This is a genomic window from Virgibacillus dakarensis (assembly GCF_900155625.1).
Lineage (GTDB): Bacteria > Bacillota > Bacilli > Bacillales > Amphibacillaceae > Lentibacillus_C > Lentibacillus_C populi.
This window is the reverse complement of record NZ_LT732554.1, coordinates 648,896-669,178: the sequence shown is the minus strand read 5'-3', so window position 1 is coordinate 669,178 and position 20,283 is coordinate 648,896. Positions and strand designations below refer to the sequence as shown.

General features: G+C 33.7%; 23 protein-coding genes and 1 pseudogene. 12 read left to right on the top strand and 12 right to left on the bottom strand.

Annotated elements, in window-relative coordinates:
* Positions 1–51: 51 nt before the first annotated feature.
* Positions 52–420, top strand: a complete 369-nt coding sequence (gene mntA, locus CZ382_RS12855; protein ID WP_327365461.1) for a type VII toxin-antitoxin system MntA family adenylyltransferase antitoxin — start codon at positions 52–54, stop codon at positions 418–420.
* A 134-nt stretch (positions 421–554) separates the two neighbouring features.
* Here mntA and CZ382_RS12850 read toward each other — a convergent pair whose 3' ends face one another.
* The 6 genes from CZ382_RS12850 to CZ382_RS12830 all read right to left on the bottom strand — a co-directional run bounded on the left by CZ382_RS12850 (position 555) and on the right by CZ382_RS12830 (position 5,933).
* Positions 555–1,352 (bottom strand): hypothetical protein, encoded by a 798-nt coding sequence (locus CZ382_RS12850; RefSeq protein WP_088051616.1) that lies wholly within the window; start codon positions 1,350–1,352, stop codon positions 555–557.
* A 32-nt stretch (positions 1,353–1,384) separates the two neighbouring features.
* Positions 1,385–2,098, bottom strand: a complete 714-nt coding sequence (locus tag CZ382_RS12845; RefSeq protein ID WP_088051615.1) for a hypothetical protein — start codon at positions 2,096–2,098, stop codon at positions 1,385–1,387.
* A complete protein-coding gene (locus CZ382_RS12840; RefSeq protein ID WP_088051614.1) occupies positions 2,088–3,269 on the bottom strand; it encodes a nucleotidyltransferase domain-containing protein in 1,182 nt (393 codons plus the stop codon). The genes CZ382_RS12845 and CZ382_RS12840 overlap by 11 nt, the downstream gene beginning before the upstream one ends.
* A gap of 186 nt (positions 3,270–3,455) precedes the next feature.
* Positions 3,456–4,973: a recombinase family protein gene (locus tag CZ382_RS12835; RefSeq protein WP_088051613.1), complete on the bottom strand. Its 1,518-nt coding sequence runs from the start codon at positions 4,971–4,973 to the stop codon at positions 3,456–3,458.
* Complete coding sequence (locus CZ382_RS23765) at positions 4,973–5,149, bottom strand: hypothetical protein (protein WP_155555662.1); 177 nt, start codon at positions 5,147–5,149, stop codon at positions 4,973–4,975. Before CZ382_RS23765 ends, CZ382_RS12835 begins: the two co-directional genes overlap by 1 nt.
* A 541-nt stretch (positions 5,150–5,690) precedes the next feature.
* Positions 5,691–5,933 carry a helix-turn-helix domain-containing protein gene (locus CZ382_RS12830; RefSeq protein WP_088051612.1) on the bottom strand — a complete coding sequence of 81 codons (243 nt, stop codon included), beginning with the start codon at positions 5,931–5,933 and terminating at the stop codon, positions 5,691–5,693.
* Between the two features lie 130 nt (positions 5,934–6,063).
* Here CZ382_RS12830 and CZ382_RS12825 point away from each other — a divergent pair, with 130 nt between their 5' ends.
* Entirely contained in the window at positions 6,064–6,378 is a 315-nt protein-coding gene (locus CZ382_RS12825) for a C2 domain-containing protein (RefSeq protein WP_088051611.1), read from the top strand.
* Between the two features lie 316 nt (positions 6,379–6,694).
* On the opposite strand, the gene CZ382_RS12820 is transcribed toward CZ382_RS12825, so the two are convergent.
* Together CZ382_RS12820 and CZ382_RS12815 are read right to left on the bottom strand one after the other, a co-directional pair.
* Complete coding sequence (locus CZ382_RS12820) at positions 6,695–7,297, bottom strand: hypothetical protein (protein ID WP_088051610.1); 603 nt, start codon at positions 7,295–7,297, stop codon at positions 6,695–6,697.
* Between the two features lie 275 nt (positions 7,298–7,572).
* A complete protein-coding gene (locus tag CZ382_RS12815; protein WP_088049366.1) occupies positions 7,573–8,799 on the bottom strand; it encodes an IS4 family transposase in 1,227 nt (408 codons plus the stop codon).
* A 400-nt stretch (positions 8,800–9,199) separates the two neighbouring features.
* Between CZ382_RS12815 and CZ382_RS12810 the strand changes: the two genes are divergently transcribed.
* The 3 genes from CZ382_RS12810 (at position 9,200) to CZ382_RS24985 (ending at position 10,454) form a co-directional block, all read left to right on the top strand.
* Positions 9,200–9,766, top strand: a complete 567-nt coding sequence (locus CZ382_RS12810) for an HNH endonuclease (protein WP_088051609.1) — start codon at positions 9,200–9,202, stop codon at positions 9,764–9,766.
* Between the two features lie 34 nt (positions 9,767–9,800).
* Complete coding sequence (locus tag CZ382_RS12805; RefSeq protein ID WP_088051608.1) at positions 9,801–10,088, top strand: nucleotidyltransferase family protein; 288 nt, start codon at positions 9,801–9,803, stop codon at positions 10,086–10,088.
* 150 nt (positions 10,089–10,238) lie between these two features.
* Positions 10,239–10,454, top strand: coding sequence for a DUF7695 domain-containing protein (locus tag CZ382_RS24985; RefSeq protein WP_456119729.1), 216 nt, complete (start codon positions 10,239–10,241; stop codon positions 10,452–10,454).
* A 419-nt stretch (positions 10,455–10,873) separates the two neighbouring features.
* Here the strand turns inward: CZ382_RS24985 and CZ382_RS12795 are convergent, their stop codons facing one another.
* From CZ382_RS12795 to CZ382_RS12780, 4 genes and pseudogenes are all read right to left on the bottom strand, one after another.
* The gene (locus tag CZ382_RS12795) at positions 10,874–11,434 is read right to left on the bottom strand and encodes a TetR/AcrR family transcriptional regulator (RefSeq protein ID WP_088051606.1); all 561 of its coding nucleotides are present in this window, start codon (positions 11,432–11,434) and stop codon (positions 10,874–10,876) included.
* A 37-nt stretch (positions 11,435–11,471) separates the two neighbouring features.
* The gene (locus CZ382_RS12790; RefSeq protein ID WP_088051605.1) at positions 11,472–12,863 is read right to left on the bottom strand and encodes an efflux RND transporter permease subunit; all 1,392 of its coding nucleotides are present in this window, start codon (positions 12,861–12,863) and stop codon (positions 11,472–11,474) included.
* Positions 12,856–14,673, bottom strand: coding sequence for an MMPL family transporter (locus CZ382_RS12785; protein ID WP_088051604.1), 1,818 nt, complete (start codon positions 14,671–14,673; stop codon positions 12,856–12,858). The genes CZ382_RS12790 and CZ382_RS12785 overlap by 8 nt, the downstream gene beginning before the upstream one ends.
* A 313-nt stretch (positions 14,674–14,986) precedes the next feature.
* Positions 14,987–15,271, bottom strand: a pseudogene (locus tag CZ382_RS12780) (ferritin-like domain-containing protein); the annotation flags it as partial.
* Positions 15,272–15,503: 232 nt separating this feature from the next.
* Between CZ382_RS12780 and CZ382_RS12775 the strand changes: the two are divergent.
* From CZ382_RS12775 to CZ382_RS12745, 7 genes are all read left to right on the top strand, one after another.
* Positions 15,504–16,130 (top strand): cupin domain-containing protein, encoded by a 627-nt coding sequence (locus CZ382_RS12775; protein WP_200809527.1) that lies wholly within the window; start codon positions 15,504–15,506, stop codon positions 16,128–16,130.
* A gap of 521 nt (positions 16,131–16,651) precedes the next feature.
* Positions 16,652–17,203: a sulfurtransferase TusA family protein gene (locus tag CZ382_RS12770; RefSeq protein WP_088051603.1), complete on the top strand. Its 552-nt coding sequence runs from the start codon at positions 16,652–16,654 to the stop codon at positions 17,201–17,203.
* A 12-nt stretch (positions 17,204–17,215) separates the two neighbouring features.
* Entirely contained in the window at positions 17,216–17,611 is a 396-nt protein-coding gene (locus CZ382_RS12765; protein WP_060669093.1) for a DsrE/DsrF/DrsH-like family protein, read from the top strand.
* Between the two features lie 83 nt (positions 17,612–17,694).
* Positions 17,695–18,822, top strand: a complete 1,128-nt coding sequence (locus tag CZ382_RS12760; RefSeq protein ID WP_088051602.1) for an MBL fold metallo-hydrolase — start codon at positions 17,695–17,697, stop codon at positions 18,820–18,822.
* A gap of 32 nt (positions 18,823–18,854) precedes the next feature.
* On the top strand, positions 18,855–19,082 hold the full coding sequence (locus CZ382_RS12755; protein WP_088051601.1) for a sulfurtransferase TusA family protein: 228 nt from the start codon (positions 18,855–18,857) through the stop codon (positions 19,080–19,082).
* A 63-nt stretch (positions 19,083–19,145) separates the two neighbouring features.
* Complete coding sequence (locus CZ382_RS12750) at positions 19,146–19,925, top strand: sulfite exporter TauE/SafE family protein (RefSeq protein ID WP_088051600.1); 780 nt, start codon at positions 19,146–19,148, stop codon at positions 19,923–19,925.
* Positions 19,926–19,983: 58 nt separating this feature from the next.
* Positions 19,984–20,280 (top strand): rhodanese-like domain-containing protein, encoded by a 297-nt coding sequence (locus tag CZ382_RS12745; RefSeq protein WP_088051599.1) that lies wholly within the window; start codon positions 19,984–19,986, stop codon positions 20,278–20,280.
* Positions 20,281–20,283: the final 3 nt, after the last annotated feature.

Sequence of the window (20,283 nt, the reverse complement as noted above, 5' to 3'; positions counted from 1 at the left end):
ACATAGACACTTTACTGGAATAATGGTAATGCACTTTCTTTTAAGTGGGAAGTGGAAGTAATTGGAGTATGCAAGGAAATAACTTATGCAGAAAATGGTGCTGATAATATGTTATCCAAACAGGAAATCCTTGATGAATTGTCAAAAAGCCTAAATACATGGAGAGAAGAATACGATGTTAAGCGAATTGGTCTGTTTGGTTCTTACAGCCGTGATAAGCAAAATGAATTTAGCGATATTGATGTGGCAGTAGAATTTAACGATGCGGATTTATCCTTTGATAATTATATGAACTTAAAAATTTGCCTTGAGGATCTTTTTCAGAAGCCAATTGATTTAGTCATATTAAATGATATTAAACCTGCTTTAAAGTCAAATATTCTATCAACCATTACATTTGTAAACGATGAATACCAGTGAGATTATATTTAGCAATCTATTCGACATGGGTAATTTTCTAAATTCCTTATTAATCAGATAACGGATCTGGGTACTTATCCTATTTTAAAGATAAGTACCCCTGTTTTTCTACTTACTCAAGGTTCTTCATAATATCACAACACTTTATGTCCCCTATTAAACACAAAGTTACTTCGAGAGGCTTGATAAACAACGATGTTTTCAAACCCTGTTCTATTGCCATTTTTAAAACACTTATTTATGATTAATTGATTATGATTAGTATTCGTGGTGCAAAATACATTTAGTTTCTTATAAATCTTGTGATAGACATTGGTTTTTCTTCTTATCTCTTTTATATATTCAGGATTTAGAGAGCGATTACTATCAATCTCATTACCACTTTTAATAAAAATAGTAGGAAGATGTGCCTTATTTGTTGGAATTTGGCTATCAGTAATTTCATAGGTATCAACCAGTATCAAATTCAACTCATTTGATGGATAATCCATATTTTTTTCGATGACATTAATTGATTGAGCTTTTTCTTCTACATCACTATCAACAATCACTTCAGGGAAAATATCCATCAAAAGTAATTTGTATTGTAGATACATTGGTACTCTTACTAGGCTAACCTTCCCATAGCCAAGTATTTTGCTGGCCAACCAATAAATCCATATCGGATACTCGTTATACTTGTTTCCAGTGTTAAATAATTTGTCTTTATTTGCTTTTGTTCTCCAAATATAAATAATTATAGATAAAATAACCCCGCCAATAATAGAAATTACTCGTTCATTATTAATAATATTTTTTATCATTTCATCAAAATTTGATGTATCTATACCTATCAGGGAGAGAATACCATAAGCAATCTCTTGAATTGGGTAAAAGATACTTACTATTGCTGGTAACAAGATTAATAAACATTGAAATAGGACCTTATTCACTACCGATATCACCCCTTCATATTACTTTGCCATTATGCATAAGGTATTAATTTTCGCATACGTTTCTGCATTTGATTTTCTTTCCACTTATCGTAATAAAGAGAAATAATATCTTTATCTATAGAAAATTCCTTCCGAGTCATCACATCTCTATATTCAACTATTTTTTTATGCAAAGAACATTTTGTTACTATGCGTTTACAACCACACGGACACTTCTTCTTATTACCTCTATTTGGTTTTTGACTTAATATATCTAGTAAGTTAATTACCTGATCAATATATTTAAGTTCAAAAACTTCCAGATAATCCTGAATAATACCATCTATACCGTGGTATAACTCGCCAAATACAAAGTTTTCCTCACCTTGAAGTTTCAGTGAAATTGCATAAAAGTATGGAACCACACATGAATGAATAAAGCCATCTAAAGTAGGGTTGTCCTTAATACGTTTCTTTAAGCCCATTGGCGATCCTAAACATAGAGATGAATCAGCATAAGTATGATAATCCAATGTTTTAGGAAATCTCTCTCCGATTTCGTAGACAGTCGGAATCTCTTTTGGAAACATTTTAGGGACGACAATCTTTATTAAAAACTTGTCCTTTATATTTCCATAAAAGTCATCCGTTATATCAAAAGACAAGATCCCCTTAACAATGTACTCTTCGTTGTTTGAAGGAGCCAAAGACATTTGGGGGTTGCTTTCTAAAAACCTTTCTAATTCTTTAATATTAATATGCATCACCCCAAGGTTTTGGTGGATTTATTGGTAAGCTTGTGACACTTCTCTGCTTGTCACTTTTAAGATTGTATGTCTTATTTAAAATGCTGTTATCTATATTCAAGGAGAATTTATTATTTAAGATTAAACTAGCTGTTTCATAATTTTCCGTTTTTAATAAGTTGTTAAAATCAACTTTCGCTTGTAACAACCAGTTTTTGAAATTCCCTTCTAAATCTAATTTTTCCCCTTCCAATGTATCCCATCTGTCTGTAAAATCTTCATTGGGATTAACAGGATTAGGAACTCTTGGAGTACTTGGATTAATATATGTTGGCATATTTTCCAATAGATTTATCAATGCTTCTTCTAAATTTAATTCTCCATTATAAGCTCTAGCTGCCAGAGTTGTTATAATAATAGAAATAGGCTTACTATCATCTTCTCCAAACATATTATCGCGATGTCTCTTTAACAATTGAATACATCTTTGAAGAATGGCTTTTCTGCTATAAATTGGAACAGGCGTAATTGAAGAACGATTGTATAGTCCGAAGTCGCCTGTTGCCATGCGATTCTCAAACCATTTCAAATATCCTTCTGGATTACTAATATTCCAGTCTTGCGAAATGATGGAATAATTATCAAGTCGATCATCAGTTATGTTTATAGCCACGTCAACCACAGATTTTTTTAAAGATTGTTCATAATTAAAAGTATCTTCTAATTGTTTTTTGTAGACCGATTGCTTATCAATATTTAACGGTATACATGGAACTATATCTAAATGGAATTTAATCTCGTCCATATACTCCAATCTCCAACAGCGGTGCTTCTCTTCTAGTTCCTGCTTGATCCCCTTTGCTACACGATAACTTTCTAGTTCAGTACCGACCATTTCTTTTAATTGTTTCTGTGTAAACAAAGACTTAAAATTAGGGATATTGATTTTACAACCCATATCTAAATCATATTCTTCTTGTTCGCTAATTGGTTTTATAGTAGTACCTAATGCAAAAGATCCTTGAGGAAATATGTTTATATCTACATCTTTAAAAGTACTATTTTCCCTATTAAACCATTCTCCCAATGACTTATATCTTTGAATTGTTTTTTCAACAACATACTCAGGTAAATCTAGTTGTTCAATCATTTCTTCTAAAACACCTTTTTTATATATTGTTTCAGGCATTACAAATCCCCTTTCGTATTGTTTGTTAAATGGTTGATGTTACCAACCGGTATACTAAATATAGTAACACGGAATATTTGTTCCCACAATATATAGTGATATTAATAATCTATACCTTTAGAGGGATTTTTTAAGTTACTTCTATCTTGAAAGAACAAAAAAAGAGAAAGGATGGTTTCCTTTCTCCTATTCTATAAATATATCCTCGTTATTAAATTTGAAAACAATATTCTTTATTGTACGGTCTTTAGGTTTTTCCCCTTTAGTGACATGAATTTCTTTAATGATACGGTGTAATAATATCTTTCTTTCTTCATCAGGAATTGCAAAATAGAAATCATTAAAGTTCTCAGTACAGAAATTAATAAGTTCATGGGATGTTCTACTATTTTTGAATTCTATCTGTTTAGTTATTTCTTTTAGAGCGTTATTATTTTCATTTAAGTTTTCTTGATGGATCATAAGTTTATCCATTAATAGTTCTTTGTCGATGGAGTATTTTTCATCGTTCATTAGGTCAATTACATTAGACATATCTTCCTTAATGCGTTTGATTTTGTTGTTAAGGTATTTAGCTTCTCTCTCTAAGGGTTGTAGTTCAAATGCTAAGCTATCATTCGTGGCATTTTCAATTGCAGGTGTTAGATTGAAACTACCTAGATATTGAAATACTTCATCTAGAACTTTTTCTTCAGCATATTTCTTCTTAACAAGGTTGGAAGAACAAGCAACTCTACCGCTGCTTTTATTTTTGCTACACTGATAATACTTATATTTTTGACTACTATTACCTTGTACCATTACTGAACCACATTCAGGACATTTTATTAAACCAGATAACGGATATGCACCCGGATGAACCTTCTTTGGAGGATAGCTCCTTGCTTTCAACATTTCTTGAGTCTCCTCCCAGAGAGAGGGTTCAATGATAGGTGTATGAATGCCTTTATGATAATCCCCTTTCCATTTAGTTATTCCAATATAGAGTTTGTTTTCTAATATTGTCTTAATAGCGGATGTTGTCCAGTAATTCCCTTTTTTTGTTTTGATGCCCTGAAGATTAAGGTTCGCTGCAATTTTCTTATATCCCCACATATTTTTGGTGTATTTTTCAAAAATATATTTAATAACTGTGGCTTCTTCGGGAATAATTTCTAACTCTTTATTAACTAATTTGTATCCATAAACTTGTCCACCTAGGAAACGCCCTTCTTCTGCACGTTTTTCCATTCCAGAGCTAGTTCTTAAATTAATAAATTCTCTTTCAAGTTCTGCAACTAATGACAAAATATGAACGAGGATTTTTGCGCTAGGATCTTCTGTATTAACATTGTCAGTAATAGAAATCATATGCTTATCAACTGAGTTAAGTCTCTTTAAAATATAAAGTGTATCTAAGGGATCACGAGATATTCTATCTTGTTTAAATACAATGATGTAATCTATATCATCGGATCTTAATATACTATTGTACATTTCTTTAAAGTTATCTCTACCCTCGAATGATTTACCTGACTTTAGGTCATCGATGAATATATCTACTAATTCAATATCATTTTGTAAACAGTACTTCTCTATTTCTTCAATTTGTTTCTCAATTGATGTACTATCCTCGTCTGGATTAGGACTTCTTCTTGCATAGGCGTAGGCTCTTGATCTTCTATTTAATATTTTTTTCTTTCTATTATTTCTTTTTCTCCTCATTATTTGGAGTCCCCTTTACGTAAGAATTTATTTTCCAATGTGGCAGAATGCTTAATAATAAGTTCAGAAAAGTGTTCAATAAAATCAGAAGCATTTACTTTCCCCACGTCATCTTCGGTAGATAATATAGATTCGTAGTAAGCGTTATAATCAAGTAAGTCTTTATTTTTTTTCATTTTGAATCTTCCCTCTTAAAGTAAAATCCAAATTTTTGCCGGCAACCTCATTTGGTTGAAAACATGATACCTTCGAATTTTAATATTTTAAGAGTTTTTAGGGGTAAAAATAAAGTTTATATATTCAGACTATTTGAAACGGGGTATTAAAATTTAGGTGTAGCAATTCAGTATATAATCGAATAAATGAAATTGATAAGATGATTTGCTTGAGCATAGAAAAAAAGAAGTGTCTTTTTATTAACACCATTCTCTTTCCCCGTTGATTATCATCATAAATATTCGTTATAAAGGCCTTGGTCTAAAATGGTAAAAAGTGTCGGTAGGGGTATATGATGGGTTACCTCGTTGGAATTCTTTGCGATATTTTTAAAGAAATGGGGGGAGATGGGCAAAAAGGGATAATAGGGGTGGAATTAAACAAGATATTTGAAGTAGATTAAATGAAAGAGGAAAAACCCACATTCCACATCTTTAATTATGAAAAAAATCCCGCCTATTTCAAAGTTTCCATTGAATAGAGGGAATTTTCCTTGATAATTTATTTGTTTGAAATTTCACCATCTAAAAGTTCTTCAACTTCTTTAATGAAGGCTGATGCAGCAATATTTAAGTTCTCAGCAATACTAAAGAGTGTTGAAATAGTTGGTTGCCTCTGACCTCTCTCTAACATTCCGATATATGTACGATCAAGGTTGCATTTTAATGCTAGTTGTTCTTGTGATAAATTCGCTTCATTACGGTACTTTCTTAAAATAATTCCATGTGCTTCGATTATACTCATTGCGATCACCTCTCAACTTATTAACAGATAAATTGAAAGTTTAATCGACGGACTATAGTCATCTTTCTGTGGTTGTGGTAAAATTAGTTTAAGTAGAAAATAAACAATGGATGATAAAGGGGAAATCTATTTGAATAAAGAGGCCTATCAATATTCACTAAATTACAATTTAAATGATATGAGAGATGAAGTGATGGAAACCAGAACTATTAAACGTCTTATACACGATGAGGATGGTTCCTTGAAATCAACTCTATATATGAAGTCTGATATGAAAGTACATCCGATAAAGGAAGTAGATTCCAAAACTAGAGATTTAATCGGTAAAAATTCTTTTCTAATATATTCTGATGAAATTTCATTTAATCAATTTGAGAAGTATATGGATATATCTTGTGATTTATTTTCGGTGGATTTTTCTAAGCTAAACCTACAATTAGAATAAATGTTTAATAGCAATAAAGTTATTACCAGTAGTATACTGATCTTTTGCATGGCTTTTGCTATACATTTCCTCCCTTCGTATGAATCGTTACATGGAGGGAGGTTTCTTTTATTATATAACCTTTATGAAGATTTCTATTTAAGGGGATAATAAATGAAGGTTTAAAGGGTTTAGCAACCATATCTGATTTCACAGGGTATTTCCAAGTTACAACTATCGGTCTGATAAATGCGATATGACACACTGAATAAGGAAAAAAAGCCCAATAGTGCAGTCCAAATATATATAACCGCAATTATGAGCTTAATACGTAATATTATTCAGTTTGCGACGACCCTATTCGTGAATCAGTTACCGCTAGATTTCCCTTATCTCCCCATTCCTGACGGTAACTCTCAAACACCTTTATCCCATACTTCAATAAATCAGACAAAAATTCGTCGTGTACGAGTTCCAAAACAAATTCTAGCTGGGCAAAAACCCTGCCTACCTCGTACAAATCTACTTCTTTTTCTTCGTACATTTCATTAACGGCATCGATATAATTTTTCTTAATTCCTTCGATGATCGAATCAAGTCTAGACTGACTCATATGAAGTGTTATATCTGCAGCATCTTTTGGAATTAATTCTATTCTTTCATCCATTATTTTTTTAATATAGAACCTAAACTTTTCAACATTATTTGCACGACTTACGGCAACTAAAGCCGATTTACTAAACTCAATCGGGGAAAAGTCATAAAACAGGGTATAGTAAGTATAAAGATCTTCAACCTCTTTAATAATAGGTTCGTAAAGTTTACCCTTATAATGATAGCTTTCGCTTAAATACGATACCAACTCTTTTGGTAAATTAAGCTTTGTCAGCTCTTCTTTCCCTAATACCCTCAAATCTTTAAATTCTTCTAACTCACTCATAAGAATTCCCCCTAGTAAACTATTGATCTTTTTGCTGCGTTCATATTCGGGATGTCATATTGCATTTAATTTATTTGTTAAAGCAATTATAACGATTAATATCACTAGCGTTGCATAAAAAATAAAAGATCTAGTCAACCATTTTGATTTGTAACTTATTTACATTTATCAATTATAAAGAATATTCAGTCTCACCTTCTTCGTGAATCAGAGAAAAAAAGATAATAGGGCTATAAAGGTAGTCCTTCATCCATTTTTTGGAATTCATTAGTTATTTAAACGAGTGGATCGTACGTTAGATCATCTAAATGTAAAACATCTCCTGATTCATATTGTGCTAAGGTTTCTTCAAATATTCGCTGATGCTGCATCTTTCGGCGTCCGTTGGATGTTCGATCCGGTTTTTTGAAAAGTTCTTTTATGAAGCTCGAAAGACTTTTAGACCAAAAATCACTTACCCAATTGAACATTTCCAGTAATGTACCTTTATATCCTAATTTGTTTTTCATTAACAGATTTAAGCAGAATGTAATCATCGCGATGTAAATCTGGTTGAATACGGCATTTTCGCTTTGTCCGTAAAATTTTATCAAGACCAAATGCTGCTTTATCCATTTGAAAAACAATTCGATTTGCCAACGTGTACGGTAGAGGTCACTAATTTCTTGCGCGCTCACTTTTGCATCATTGCATACAATCGAAATGAGGTTGCCTTTACTATCCAATGTTTCTACCAAATGTAAAGGATGTTTCATATTTCCGATTTTCACCATCGCATCACGAATGATTGCAGAGGATGGATCTACAGGTAGTTCCTCTATCACGTGAACGATCGTATTTGCTTTAATTCTGGTGACAAATCGAATTCCGTTTGCACAATAATACTCAAATTTGCCAAAGTCGAAATAGCCGCGGTCGAATACGTGAAGCGCATCTTTACCCAAAATTAATGGGTCTAACTGTGTGACATCTGCTGGCTTTGCAGGAGTAAGAATCACGTCATTTGGATAAGAAACACCATCACAAAAATTGACGGAAGTATGTAGCTTTATTCCAGCTTTTGTCTCTCGGAAAACGGCCCATTCATATTGGCTAAGGCACATCGAGATCGTTGATGAATCGATTAAATGTATCTTTCCAAGTGCCTTATCTGCTTGCTTGGAACCGAGTTCTTGATGCAATTTTTGAACCAGATGATGCAGGATAACCTGAAAAATTTCAGGCGGTATTTCACCCAGCTTTCGTGAAAGCTGAGATTTACTAATACGCTTTATGCCAACAAGTCTTTGTACCATTTTCTTGCGTTTTACATTATCGCTTATCCGCCCAAGACTCTTTAATTCTTTCAGCTGAGCATAAATGAAAGTTCTGATAAACGTGAGTACACCAAGCTTTTTTACATATTTATCGATTTGGGCATGGTCAATCATTTTTTGTATAACTTTTGTATCCAGTGGATGAATGTATTCCTTAAATACATGTTTTATGGTATTATTGTCCATGTTAGCTCCTTATAGTTAGGGATTTGGACTGGACTACCATACCCTAATTATAAGGCTTTTTTTATGACTTTTAAAGGTTAAATTGCCATTATTGCCAAATTTCACATAAAATATATTTCTTGACTTTTATATTTTATTTTCCTGCAACGCTAGTGGATTAATATATAAGATTTATATACTTTTTCCTTATCAGGTCACTTTACAACCATAACTGGTCAGTTAGAGGTCATAAATAGTTGTTTTGAAGGCATAAGAAATTATAATTCTTGGTATAGATGGTTGAATGAATTATTAAAACGTGTTAAAAGATAATTAACTACCCTGAAATGGCTATCTATGCACAAGGGTTAAGGAATAAATTGAGACAATGATAGTTTCGTCGTTCTAGGAGGTTGTTACATTGAGCGTAAGTATCGGTGATGCTTGTAGACTCTATAAGAAATGTAAAATTTGCGGAGAAACTAAATATGTAAAAAGGTTCCAAACTACGGGTGGGAGAAAGGCTAATCCAACTAAAAGGAAATCATTTTGTGGGGACTGCAAAAATCGGAGACATGAAGTAATTTTAGGCCCAAAACAAGAATATGGTTTTGATACGTCTTTGTTAAACCCATCTAAACAAATAACCATCCGTGGTCGTAATCCAAATAATCATAGATATAAAAGTAATGTAAGTTATGACAAAGCAAAGCAGTTAGTAAAAGAGGGAGCAGCAGGGATTGTACATAGCACATTGATTCACCATTTCTTTAATAGAAAAACATTAAAGAAGTTCGTACTTGTACGGGATGGATATACTTGCCATTATTGTGGCTTTTACGGTAATACTATAGACCATAAAACCCCCAGATCAAAAGAAGGATTAAGCACACCAAAAAATTGCGTTTGTGCTTGTATCAAGTGTAATCGAAATAAGGATGATTTGAGATATGAAAGGTATATAAGTATCGTAGAATTTTCAAAATAGGTTAATTATCATTATTGAATGTGGGGGATGTGATGTGTTATATGATTCTGTTAAAGGAAAACGTGATTTAATTTTAAAAGCTGCGTCAAAACATGGGATTCATAATATAAGAGTATTTGGATCTGTAGCAAGACTGGAAGACGGACCTGAAAGTGACCTTGATTTAATCGTTGAAATTGATAAAGAGAGAAGTTTATTTGATTTGATTCGTTTTACACATGAAGTTGAAGATCTACTTAGTGTAAGGGTTGACGCAGTTACTGAATGCTCCATTCATAGCAGTATCAAAAAAGATATATTAGCCGAAGCATTTCGATTATGAAATGATGTATTCTCTATCCCCGGATTTTTAGTTAATTACAATACCTAAAATTTTCGAACCACCATTAGCCAACAACAAAGTAAAATTCAAGAATAAAGTATTAAAGAACTTATTGAACAGTACGTAACAGTTGGAAGGGAATGGAACATATTGAAGAGAGTTATAGTAAACAAGGTACGTTGCAAAAAGTGTGACGATATTATCGAATCAATACACAGCTATGATTTTAGGCGATGTTCTTGCGGGGCTATATTTATAGACGGAGGGAAGGATTACCAGCGTTACGGCTGGGGGATGAACCAATCTGGAAATGCAAAACTAGAGGATTCTATTGATTTTAGTTATTCAGTTTATGAGGACGATTGAAGATAGATTTTGGAAAATTCACGGACACCCTTTGGAAATGTTATCAGTATAGAATAGTCATCTGGGAAAAGCAATTATAAGATGGGAAAACTAAGTTAAATCAAGCGGTTGCTAGTTTTAATCTATGTAGTCGTTCATAGTTATAAGTGGGGTATGTAGAAATACTCACTTGTAGGTATGAAGCCTAGAAAAATTATAGTAATGATAACTGAATTCGTCAATTTTATATGTGGTTATTGAAATTGAAAGTTAGATTTATGGTAAAAATAAAAGTAGCCTTTATTCAATAAAAAAGCAGACGTTACAACGCCTGCTGTCCCCCTTGTTAATTATACTATTATTTCTGATTTACTTTATGTTAACGGAACTTAGGGACTCTCTTTCCCCACCTTAATTTAAGGATTCTGCTATTAAGCCTTTTATATAGTTGCAAGCACTGATTTTGCATGTTTTATTGAAATATCTTTTTTCTCTTGTGCTGTTCGCTTATTAAATCGTTGTTCGTTAGGTAAAACAACATAGCTTAAAAATATCCCCCCCAATTGTCGCGCACAAAAGTCTGTATCAACTGTCTGATTTTTAAGTTTAAAATGGTATTCTAATCCTTTTTTTAAACCAGAAAAAATAATTTCTGGTAAATTTATTTCGTTTACTAAATTTCCTTTCAAACTTTCAGATAAAAGCATTTTTACTAGCTCGTAATTTTTCGATAATATTTCTAATCTGTCTTCTATAATATTTGCTATGAATATTTCCGTTTCTTTCTCTTTTGCTAATTCTAAAATACGTGATTGGAATTTTTTCTCCAATACATTTTTAATCGCTGTGATAAATAGATTTTCTTTTGTAGAAAACTTTCGATATAATGTTACTTCTGCAACACCTGCTTCATTTGCAACTTCCTGCGTTGTTGCTTGCAATCCCTTTTTGATAAAGACGGAAATAGCCCCTTTAAATATTCGTTCTGTTACATCCCGCAACTCACATCACCTACATTATATTTTTAGTCTTAAAAATTTATTGAGTATGCTTTATTTTAACAAATTTGTCTAAAATAATCATGATTGGTGGCATTACAAATATCGTAGAAAATAACGCAAATGAAATATTTATGAGCGTCATCATCCCGAAATTGTTTAAAATTACAAAATCAGATGCAAGTAATGCGCTAAAACCTCCAATGGTTGTTAAAGCAGACGCAAAAATAGCTTTACCTATATTTTTATTTGTCGTTTTAATGGCATCTAAACGTTGACGACCTTTCTTTCTCTCTTCATAAAATCTCTCCATCACGAGTACGGTGAATTCTGTACCAATACCTATAATTAATGCTCCTAATGTTGCAGTTAGAGGAGTGTAACTTATATCAAAATAATACATCACCAAACCAGACCATCCGATAATGAATATAATTGGTAGTAATGGAATAAGTGCCTTGATTGGATGACGATAAAAAATAAGCAAACTAAGGAAAACAAGCCCCATTCCTAGTAACGTCATTTGATATCTCCCAGTCGTTAACCCATGAATCATCTCTACATCTAAAACAGCTTTACCTGTAATTGTCGTTTCAATCATATCTAAATTACTCTTTTCTATATAAATACCCAAATCATCAATGAATGCTTTTAAATCATCTGCTTCTAAATGTTTAATTCCAACTGTAATAACTCCTTTAGTTTGTGATTCATTTAAGAAGAGTTTTAATTGATCTTCAGGAATGTCAGCAATTTGCTCACTAAATTCCTCGCCACTAGGCAACTCATCACCATTCATTTGTTTTACAATGTTTGTTACTGACTTTGTGTCTACAACAACATTAGGAAATTCCTTACCAATGGTTTCCGTAAGATCATCTACCCATGTAATTACTGGATCTGATACAATATTGTCTGCCTCATAGACTATTGATACTTGATCTGTTGTCCCGATAATATCACGTAATTGATGAATGTCCTTTAGTTCCTGCGTATCTTGTGGCATGAAGGCTTCCACATCCGTCTCTGCATCAGCATCAATATCCAACCAAATACCAAGAGCTGCTGCGAGAATTGCAAATGTGATAATCATCCAGCGAAAGGTGACTGTTTTCTTCGTAATCCAATCAAGAACGTTATCCACTTTTGATGATTTTATTTCTTTTTCTTGTTTCGGCTTTTTCCTTTTCACATTACTGAAGAGATGATCACGAACGAAAAAAATAGGAATTAAAAGAAATACCCCAAGAATAAAACTAATAACTAATCCAATGGTTAACATTTTTCCGAAGTCTTGTATCATTGGTACAGGGGAAGTATATAATGCAACAAAACCAAGCCCTGTTGCAACCAATGCAGTAAAAATTGCCGGAACCATCCTTGTAATTGTTTTAGTTAAACTGTTCTTCGCTCTATTTTTATCGTTATTCATTCGAATCCTCCTTAGCAAATTCCTCTTCATAGCGGTTTTGGAACTGGATAGCATAGTCGATACCTAGACCAATTAAAATGGGGAAAACAGCCATTGATACCATAGTAATTGGTATCTGCAGCCAGCCCATTAAACCTACTGTTCCAATAACAGCAATAAGAACAGTAAGCAATGGTAATAAACGCCAACGAACCTTAAAAACAATGAATAAAACAAAAATCATTATCAGTAGTGCTAGTCCCATCATTTTTTGGATACTTTCCTTCATGGATGATTTGATAGCATTATCAAGCACAGGCTTGCCTGAAACAAGTGTATCTACGGAATCAGTTGGTTCAGTATCTAAATAGCTGTTGATTGTCTCAATTACTTCACTTTTTTCTGTATCCTCTGTGCCACCTTTAAGTTTGATCATCATGAGCATATGGCTTTCATCCACAATAACTTCTTCAAACATCATGTGAAGGTTGCCATCATCATCATAAATCATATTATCCAGTGTGGCTTGTTTCTTAGGCAATCCAGAAGTCATAATGTCTGAGTATCCATAAATGGTCTCCATGTTTTCACTTATCGTTTGTAATTTTTCACCCATTGTAGATAAGCCTTCTCCAAGTGTATCTAGTTTATCAATCTGTTTTTTCTGACTTTCCTGCATTTCTTCTTGGATTTCTTGCATCTCTTTTTCCTTTTCAGACTTCTGAACTTCCATTTGTGTTTTTATTTTTTCTTGTTGGGCTTCCTTTTGTTTCTGCATCTCCAGTTTTATTTCTTCTTGTTGAGCTTCTTGTTGTTCCTGCATTTCCTGCATCGTCTGTTCTCGTTGTTTTTGTAATTCCTGTTGTTTTTGTATCTGCACTTCTTCCTGTTTCTCTAACTGTTTTTTTTGTTCTTGTAACTGTTTGTTTAGGTTTTGTTGTATATTATTTAAACCATCAATTGTTTGGTCAGGAATGGTAGGAAGCTGACCAGAACCTTCAGAAGCCTGTAACATTTTCTCAGATAGGCCAATTAATCTCCCGCTAATATCTTGTAACTGCACCTTTTGAGGGGAATCTTCCATTGGCCTTGTTAGTTCGTTAAGTCCCTGTCCTAAACCATTTAACTGTTCACTAAACTCGATATACCCACCTACAAGATTTTCTGTACCTTCTTCTAAATTTTCTTGAGCTTCGATCATGTTGGAGAATGCTTTATTTAAGTCGGTCATTTGTCCTTCCATATCAGGAACTTGCATCTTACCAAATTCAGGGAGTTCCAATTCAGAAAACTGAGTTGTACCAAGTTCGGGTAATTCTGGTTCTTCCAACTCAGTTAGCTGCAAATTACCCAATTGAGGGAATTCCATTTCCGGATTGTCCTCGATGTTTTCTTTTAGTTTCAAACCAATTTCAGAAAGTTGACTTCCCATTTCATCTAAGCCGTCAATGATGTCTGAAATGCCTTCTTGAAACGTTTCCGATTGTTTACTCGCAATCTCTTCGACTAGAGTGACAGGGCTTATCATACTGTAAATCGAATCACTCGATTGCAAAGCAGATTCTAAGCCTTTCATATGTGCTAAAGTTTCGGGAGTAAGTAAATTTTCAGATTCATATAAAACAATAATAGACTCCCCACCAAATTCATCCTCTAACATTAAATTATCTTGATATACATCTGTATTACTCTCAACTAGCGTATCGTTTCCTGTGGCCATAAATACATTTCTTACTCCAAAAACTAATAAGACCACAATGATTAGCGAAATAAATATTGATTTCATTGGAAAATTTGTTAGTAATTTAGCAAGCCTTTTTAAAATATCCATCCATGTACTTCCTCCTGTCTGTCAATATGAGTGTTAGCAATAACCTACAATATAAATAAACTACTCTAAAATCACAGGCGAATAAATTCATATATGTAAGTTACCACTAACATACATAGTAACAATAAAATTATAAGTTGTAAATAAATTTAATGTGAAGAATTTATAATTGTAACTGATTTTTTCAATTTTGAAAGGTGTTACACTTTTTGTGGGAATTTTATAGTTTCGGCCTTGCAATGGGAAGTAGTTCCTCTGTTGCGATGGGGTCTTCAAAGGTTACGTAGTGTTTCAAAGACGTAAAATATTTCGTAGCGTATGCTGCTTTAATGTTTTCCGGAGTAGTAATGAATGTGTACGAAATATCTTTAGGTAGAGGAATCTGATAGCGATAAAAAAGGGGTAATAGTGCATTGATATGTCTTAATTCAGCATTCCTTATTTGCGCAAATGGACGAATATATCCAAAGGTTTCCAAGATATTATTATATCTTGCTTGAGCCAGATACTCATCTTGGAGGGCATAAGTCAACATTTGAGGCAAGGTTAATGTGGAGGCATTTAATGCCCCAGTTGCACCGTAATTATCAATTTGTCGTAATGAATTAGAATAATACAAATAGTTCTCCTCCCACTATCTAAATTTTATTTATCTTATGCTCTATGTTGGGTTGTTGTTCAATTTACGACACAGGGGAAAAGGGAGCAATCATTTTTGTTTGCCCTTTTAATAAATAATATAAAAAGTTGCAGATAAACGTAATATACAATAGTACATTTATTGAGAATGATACATAGGATACATATGACAATAATGGAGGAGTGAGAAGATGTATTATTCACCATATATGTATCCAAATTACTATGTAAGTGTTCCAATGCACCATGTTCGCCAGCAGCCTATATATTGGGGTTACCCACAAGAAACAAATATGGGGAGCATGTATCAACCAACGCAAATAGAAGATAGGGCAAAAAATATGGCATTTAAAGATCAAGGGAAACAGCCATTCGTAATAAATATAGAGGAAGCTGCGGAAAGGAATCGAAATTTTCGCACGGCAATATGGATCGGAAATCATTTACAGGTTACATTGATGAGTATTGGTGTTGGAGAAGACATTGGTTTGGAAGTCCATCCAGATGTAGATCAATTTTTACGTATTGAAGAAGGTCGGGGACTTGTGCAAATGGGGGACACAGAAAATAATCTTAACTATGAAAGAATAGTTTCTGAGGATAGTGCTATCATGGTTCCTGCTGGTAAATGGCATAATTTAACAAACACTGGAAATAAGCCATTAAAGTTATATACCATTTATGCACCTCCAGAACATCCATTTGGAACGATTCACCAAACGAAAGCAGATGCAATGGCTGCGGAAGAAGGCGGTAATTCGGCCAATCCAACTTATTTTGAACACCAGATGAATGGGTACAGTACACAGAATTTTTAGTGAGAGAAGGATTAGAGGACGTTAAGAGAGGAATAAATGCTACACATATCCTTCAAGAGTTTATTCTCATGGGAGTTCTCGTCGGAAAAGGCTATTCTCCTGAAAGAGCATATGAGACTGTAGAAGAATGGGAACGTACAGGTGAATCAAAACTTCTTCAGCAAAGTAAAAATATGTAATGCTTTCTTATTGTAAAAGGGTTTTATCATTTTTGATGAAACTCCTTTTTGATTTTGTTTTAAAGAAAAATCAAAATGGATAATAATTTAAATTAAGTACTTTTCAAAATAGGCATCTATAAAAATTTAGATAACAAGGTTGACATTTTACCCTAGGGGGTATATTATTGGTTTTGTAATTGATTTTCAACAAGCTAAATCAATGGAGATTTATAAAAGGTATTCCGCAAACGTCGTTATCCATAACGACTAATTTATTGCTAAATATTATACCTATGTGGGTATAATAAATGCCAAAACGTAAATTTTTTTGTTAAAAATAATACCGTGGGGGGTAAATGTATGATTCAAGCAAATCACCAATTAGATGCAAAAGGCTTAGCTTGTCCAATGCCAATTGTGAAAACTAAAAAAGCAATTACGGATCTTGAAGATGGTCAAGTATTGGAAGTTCAAGCTACAGACAAAGGATCTAAAGCTGATTTAGCAGCATGGGCAAGCACTGTTGGACACCAATATCTAGGAACATTGGAAGAAGGCGATGTTCTTTATCATTACATTCGCAAACGCTCTAATGAACCAGAAGTGGAAAAAACATTTGAACACACTGTTTCACTTGATGAAATTGAATCAGGTGACGGTTTAATTTTAGATGTGCGTGAAGCAGCAGAATATGCATTTGGTCATATTCAAGGTGCAAAGTCCATTCCAATGGGTGAATTAGAATCACGCCTTGAAGAATTGGATAAAGAAAAAGAAATCTATGTAATCTGCCGTACAGGGAAACGTTCTGATTTGGCAGCACAACTATTAGCAAACAATGGTTATAAAAAAGTTTATAACGTTCTACCGGGTATGAATGAGTGGAATGGAAAAATAACAAAAGAAATCTAGGAGGAATTTATTATGTCAGAAAAAGTAGCTATTATCGCAGCAAACGGTGGAATGTTTGATGCATACAAAGTATTCAATATCGCAACAGCAGCAGCGGCTTCAGAAAAAGAGGTACAAATCTTCTTCACTTTTGAAGGACTAAACTTAATTCATAAACAAGCAATGCACGCTTTAGAAATGCCAGCAGGAAAGGAACATTTTGCTGAAGGGTTTGAAAAGGCAAATGTTCCTACTATCCCACAACTAGTTGGGATGGCACAGGAACTAGGTGTTAAATTTATAGCATGTCAAATGACAATGGATGTTATGGGACTTACGAAAGAAGATTTCGTTGATGGTATAGAAGTTGGTGGAGCAGTAACATTCCTAGAATATGCAAAAGATGCATCACCAACATTAACTTTCTAATTAGATGATCAATCTTTATGCAGTGGAGAAATTCTCCACTGCTAAAAAATAATTTAAAATATACCTAGGGGGGTAATTCAATAATGACAGTAAATAAATGGACTGCAGCAGAAGTTGCTCGAAAAGTAATTGATAACGAAGAATTATTTATTTTAGATGTTCGTAATCATGATGCATTTGAGGATTGGAAAATTGAAGGACATAAATTCGAGTATTTAAATATCCCTTACTTCGAATTATTAGATGGTGTAGAAGAGATTTTGCCTAAACTTCCAACAGATAAGGAAGTATTAGTAGTATGTGCTAAGGAAGGATCTTCCGTTATGGTAGCAGAAATGCTTTCTGAAGCTGGTCGTGAAGTTGCATATCTTGAAGGTGGAATGAAATCTTGGAGTAGTTATCTAGAACCAATTAAAGTTTCCGATTTAGAAAATGGTGGGGAGCTATACCAATTTGTTCGTTTAGGAAAAGGTTGTTTATCTTATATGGTAATTTCTGAAGGCGAAGCAGCTATTATTGATGCAGTGCGTTTCACGGATGTATTCACAAACTTTGCGAAAGAAAAAGGAGTAGAAATCAAGCACGTATTTGATACACACCTACACGCAGATCATATTTCAGGTGGACGTCATATTGCAGCGAATACAGGAGCAACTTACTATCTACCACCAAAAGATGCGACAGAGGTAGTGTTTGATTACACGCCACTTACAGAAGGATTAAATGTAAAAATTGGTGCATCTCAAATTGATGTAAATGCACTTTATTCACCGGGTCATACCATTGGTTCTACTTCATTTGTTATCGACAATCAGTTCTTGTTAACAGGTGATATTTTATTTATCGACTCCATTGGTCGTCCCGATTTAGCAGGACTTGCGGAAGATTGGGTAGGTGACTTACGAGAAACATTATATTCCCGTTATCGTGAACTAGCTGAAGACCTAGTGGTGTTACCTGCACATTTCATGATTATTGATGAGTCAAATGAAGATGGTACAGTGGCTAGAAGATTAGGTGATTTGTTTAAAGAGAATCATGGATTAAACATCGAGGATGAAGCGGAATTCCGTCGTACTGTTACAGATAACCTACCACCACAGCCAAATGCGTATGAACAAATTCGTCAGGTAAATATGGGGAAAATCACACCTAATAATGACGAACAAACAGAAATGGAAATCGGTCCAAACCGTTGTGCAGTTCGCTAATTAATCAATAGAAAAAAATGGGGGTAAATTAAATGGACATTACAAAAACATTAGATGCAAAAGGCTTAGCATGTCCTATGCCAATTGTAAAAACTAAAAAAGCAATGGATACGATTAACTCTGGTGAAGTACTTGAAGTACTTTTAACAGATAAGGGTGCTTTAAATGATATCCCAGCATGGGCTAAATCAGGTGGCCATACCGTATTAGAACAAAAAACAGAAGAGGATGTTCTGTACTTCTATATTCAAAAAGGATAAAGAAAACCAAATAGCGAGTAGCGTGAACTACTCGCTTTTCTAAATAAGAAAGAAGGTTTAGTAATGGATTTAACTTTTATCATCGTTGTGTTTGCAATTGGGTTTATTGGTTCCTTTTTATCCGGTATGTTAGGTGTTGGGGGTTCCATTATTAAATACCCAATGCTACTTTATATTCCCCCTTTATTTGGTCTAGTAGCATTTACAGCCCATGAGGTTTCTGGAATAAGTGCAGTACAAGTACTGTTTGCTTCCATTGCAGGTGTATGGGCATATCGAAAAGGTGGATACCTAAACAAGCAGCTCATCATTTATATGGGTGGAGCTATCCTAATAGGAAGTTTAATTGGTAGTTTTGGATCGAGTTTCTTATCCGAGCAAGCAGTAAATGTTGTGTATGGTATTCTAGCTGTGATTGCAGCTGTAATGATGTTTGTACCAAAGAAACAAATGGACGATGTACCATTAAATGATGTTACCTTCAACAAGCCGCTAGCGGCAATATTAGCGTTAATTGTAGGGATAGCATCTGGTATAGTCGGTGCGGCAGGAGGATTTTTACTTGTACCAATCATGCTTACGGTTTTGTACATTCCAACACGCATGACGATTGCAACAAGTTTAGCAGTAACGTTCATTTCTTCCATCGGGGGAAGTGTTGGTAAACTTGTTACTGGACAAGTAGATTATTGGCCCGCTGCTATTATGATTGTAGCAAGTTTATTAGCGGCACCACTTGGAGCTAAAGTAGGAAAGAGAATGAATACCCGAATTTTACAAGTGATATTAGCACTTTTAATTGCGGGTACTGCTATTAAAATTTGGATAGATATTTTGACTTAAATAATATTTTAAACCTTCTAGATACGAAAATAGACAATAATAAAGGAGATGCAGACTGATGAAAAGTATATCAGCAGTGGAGTTACATGAGAAAATAAAAAATGGAGAAAACGTCCATATTATTGATGTTCGGGAAGACGTTGAAGTTGCAGAGGGGAAAATTCCAGAAGCGAAACATATTCCTTTGGGAGATATACCAGACTCTTTAGAAAAACTCGATAAAAATAAACATTATTACATGGTTTGTCGTTCTGGTGGAAGAAGTTCAAGAGCATGTGAATTTTTAATCAATCAAGGATACAATGTTACTAATATGACTGGCGGAATGTTAGCATGGGTTGGTGAAATAGAATAGGAG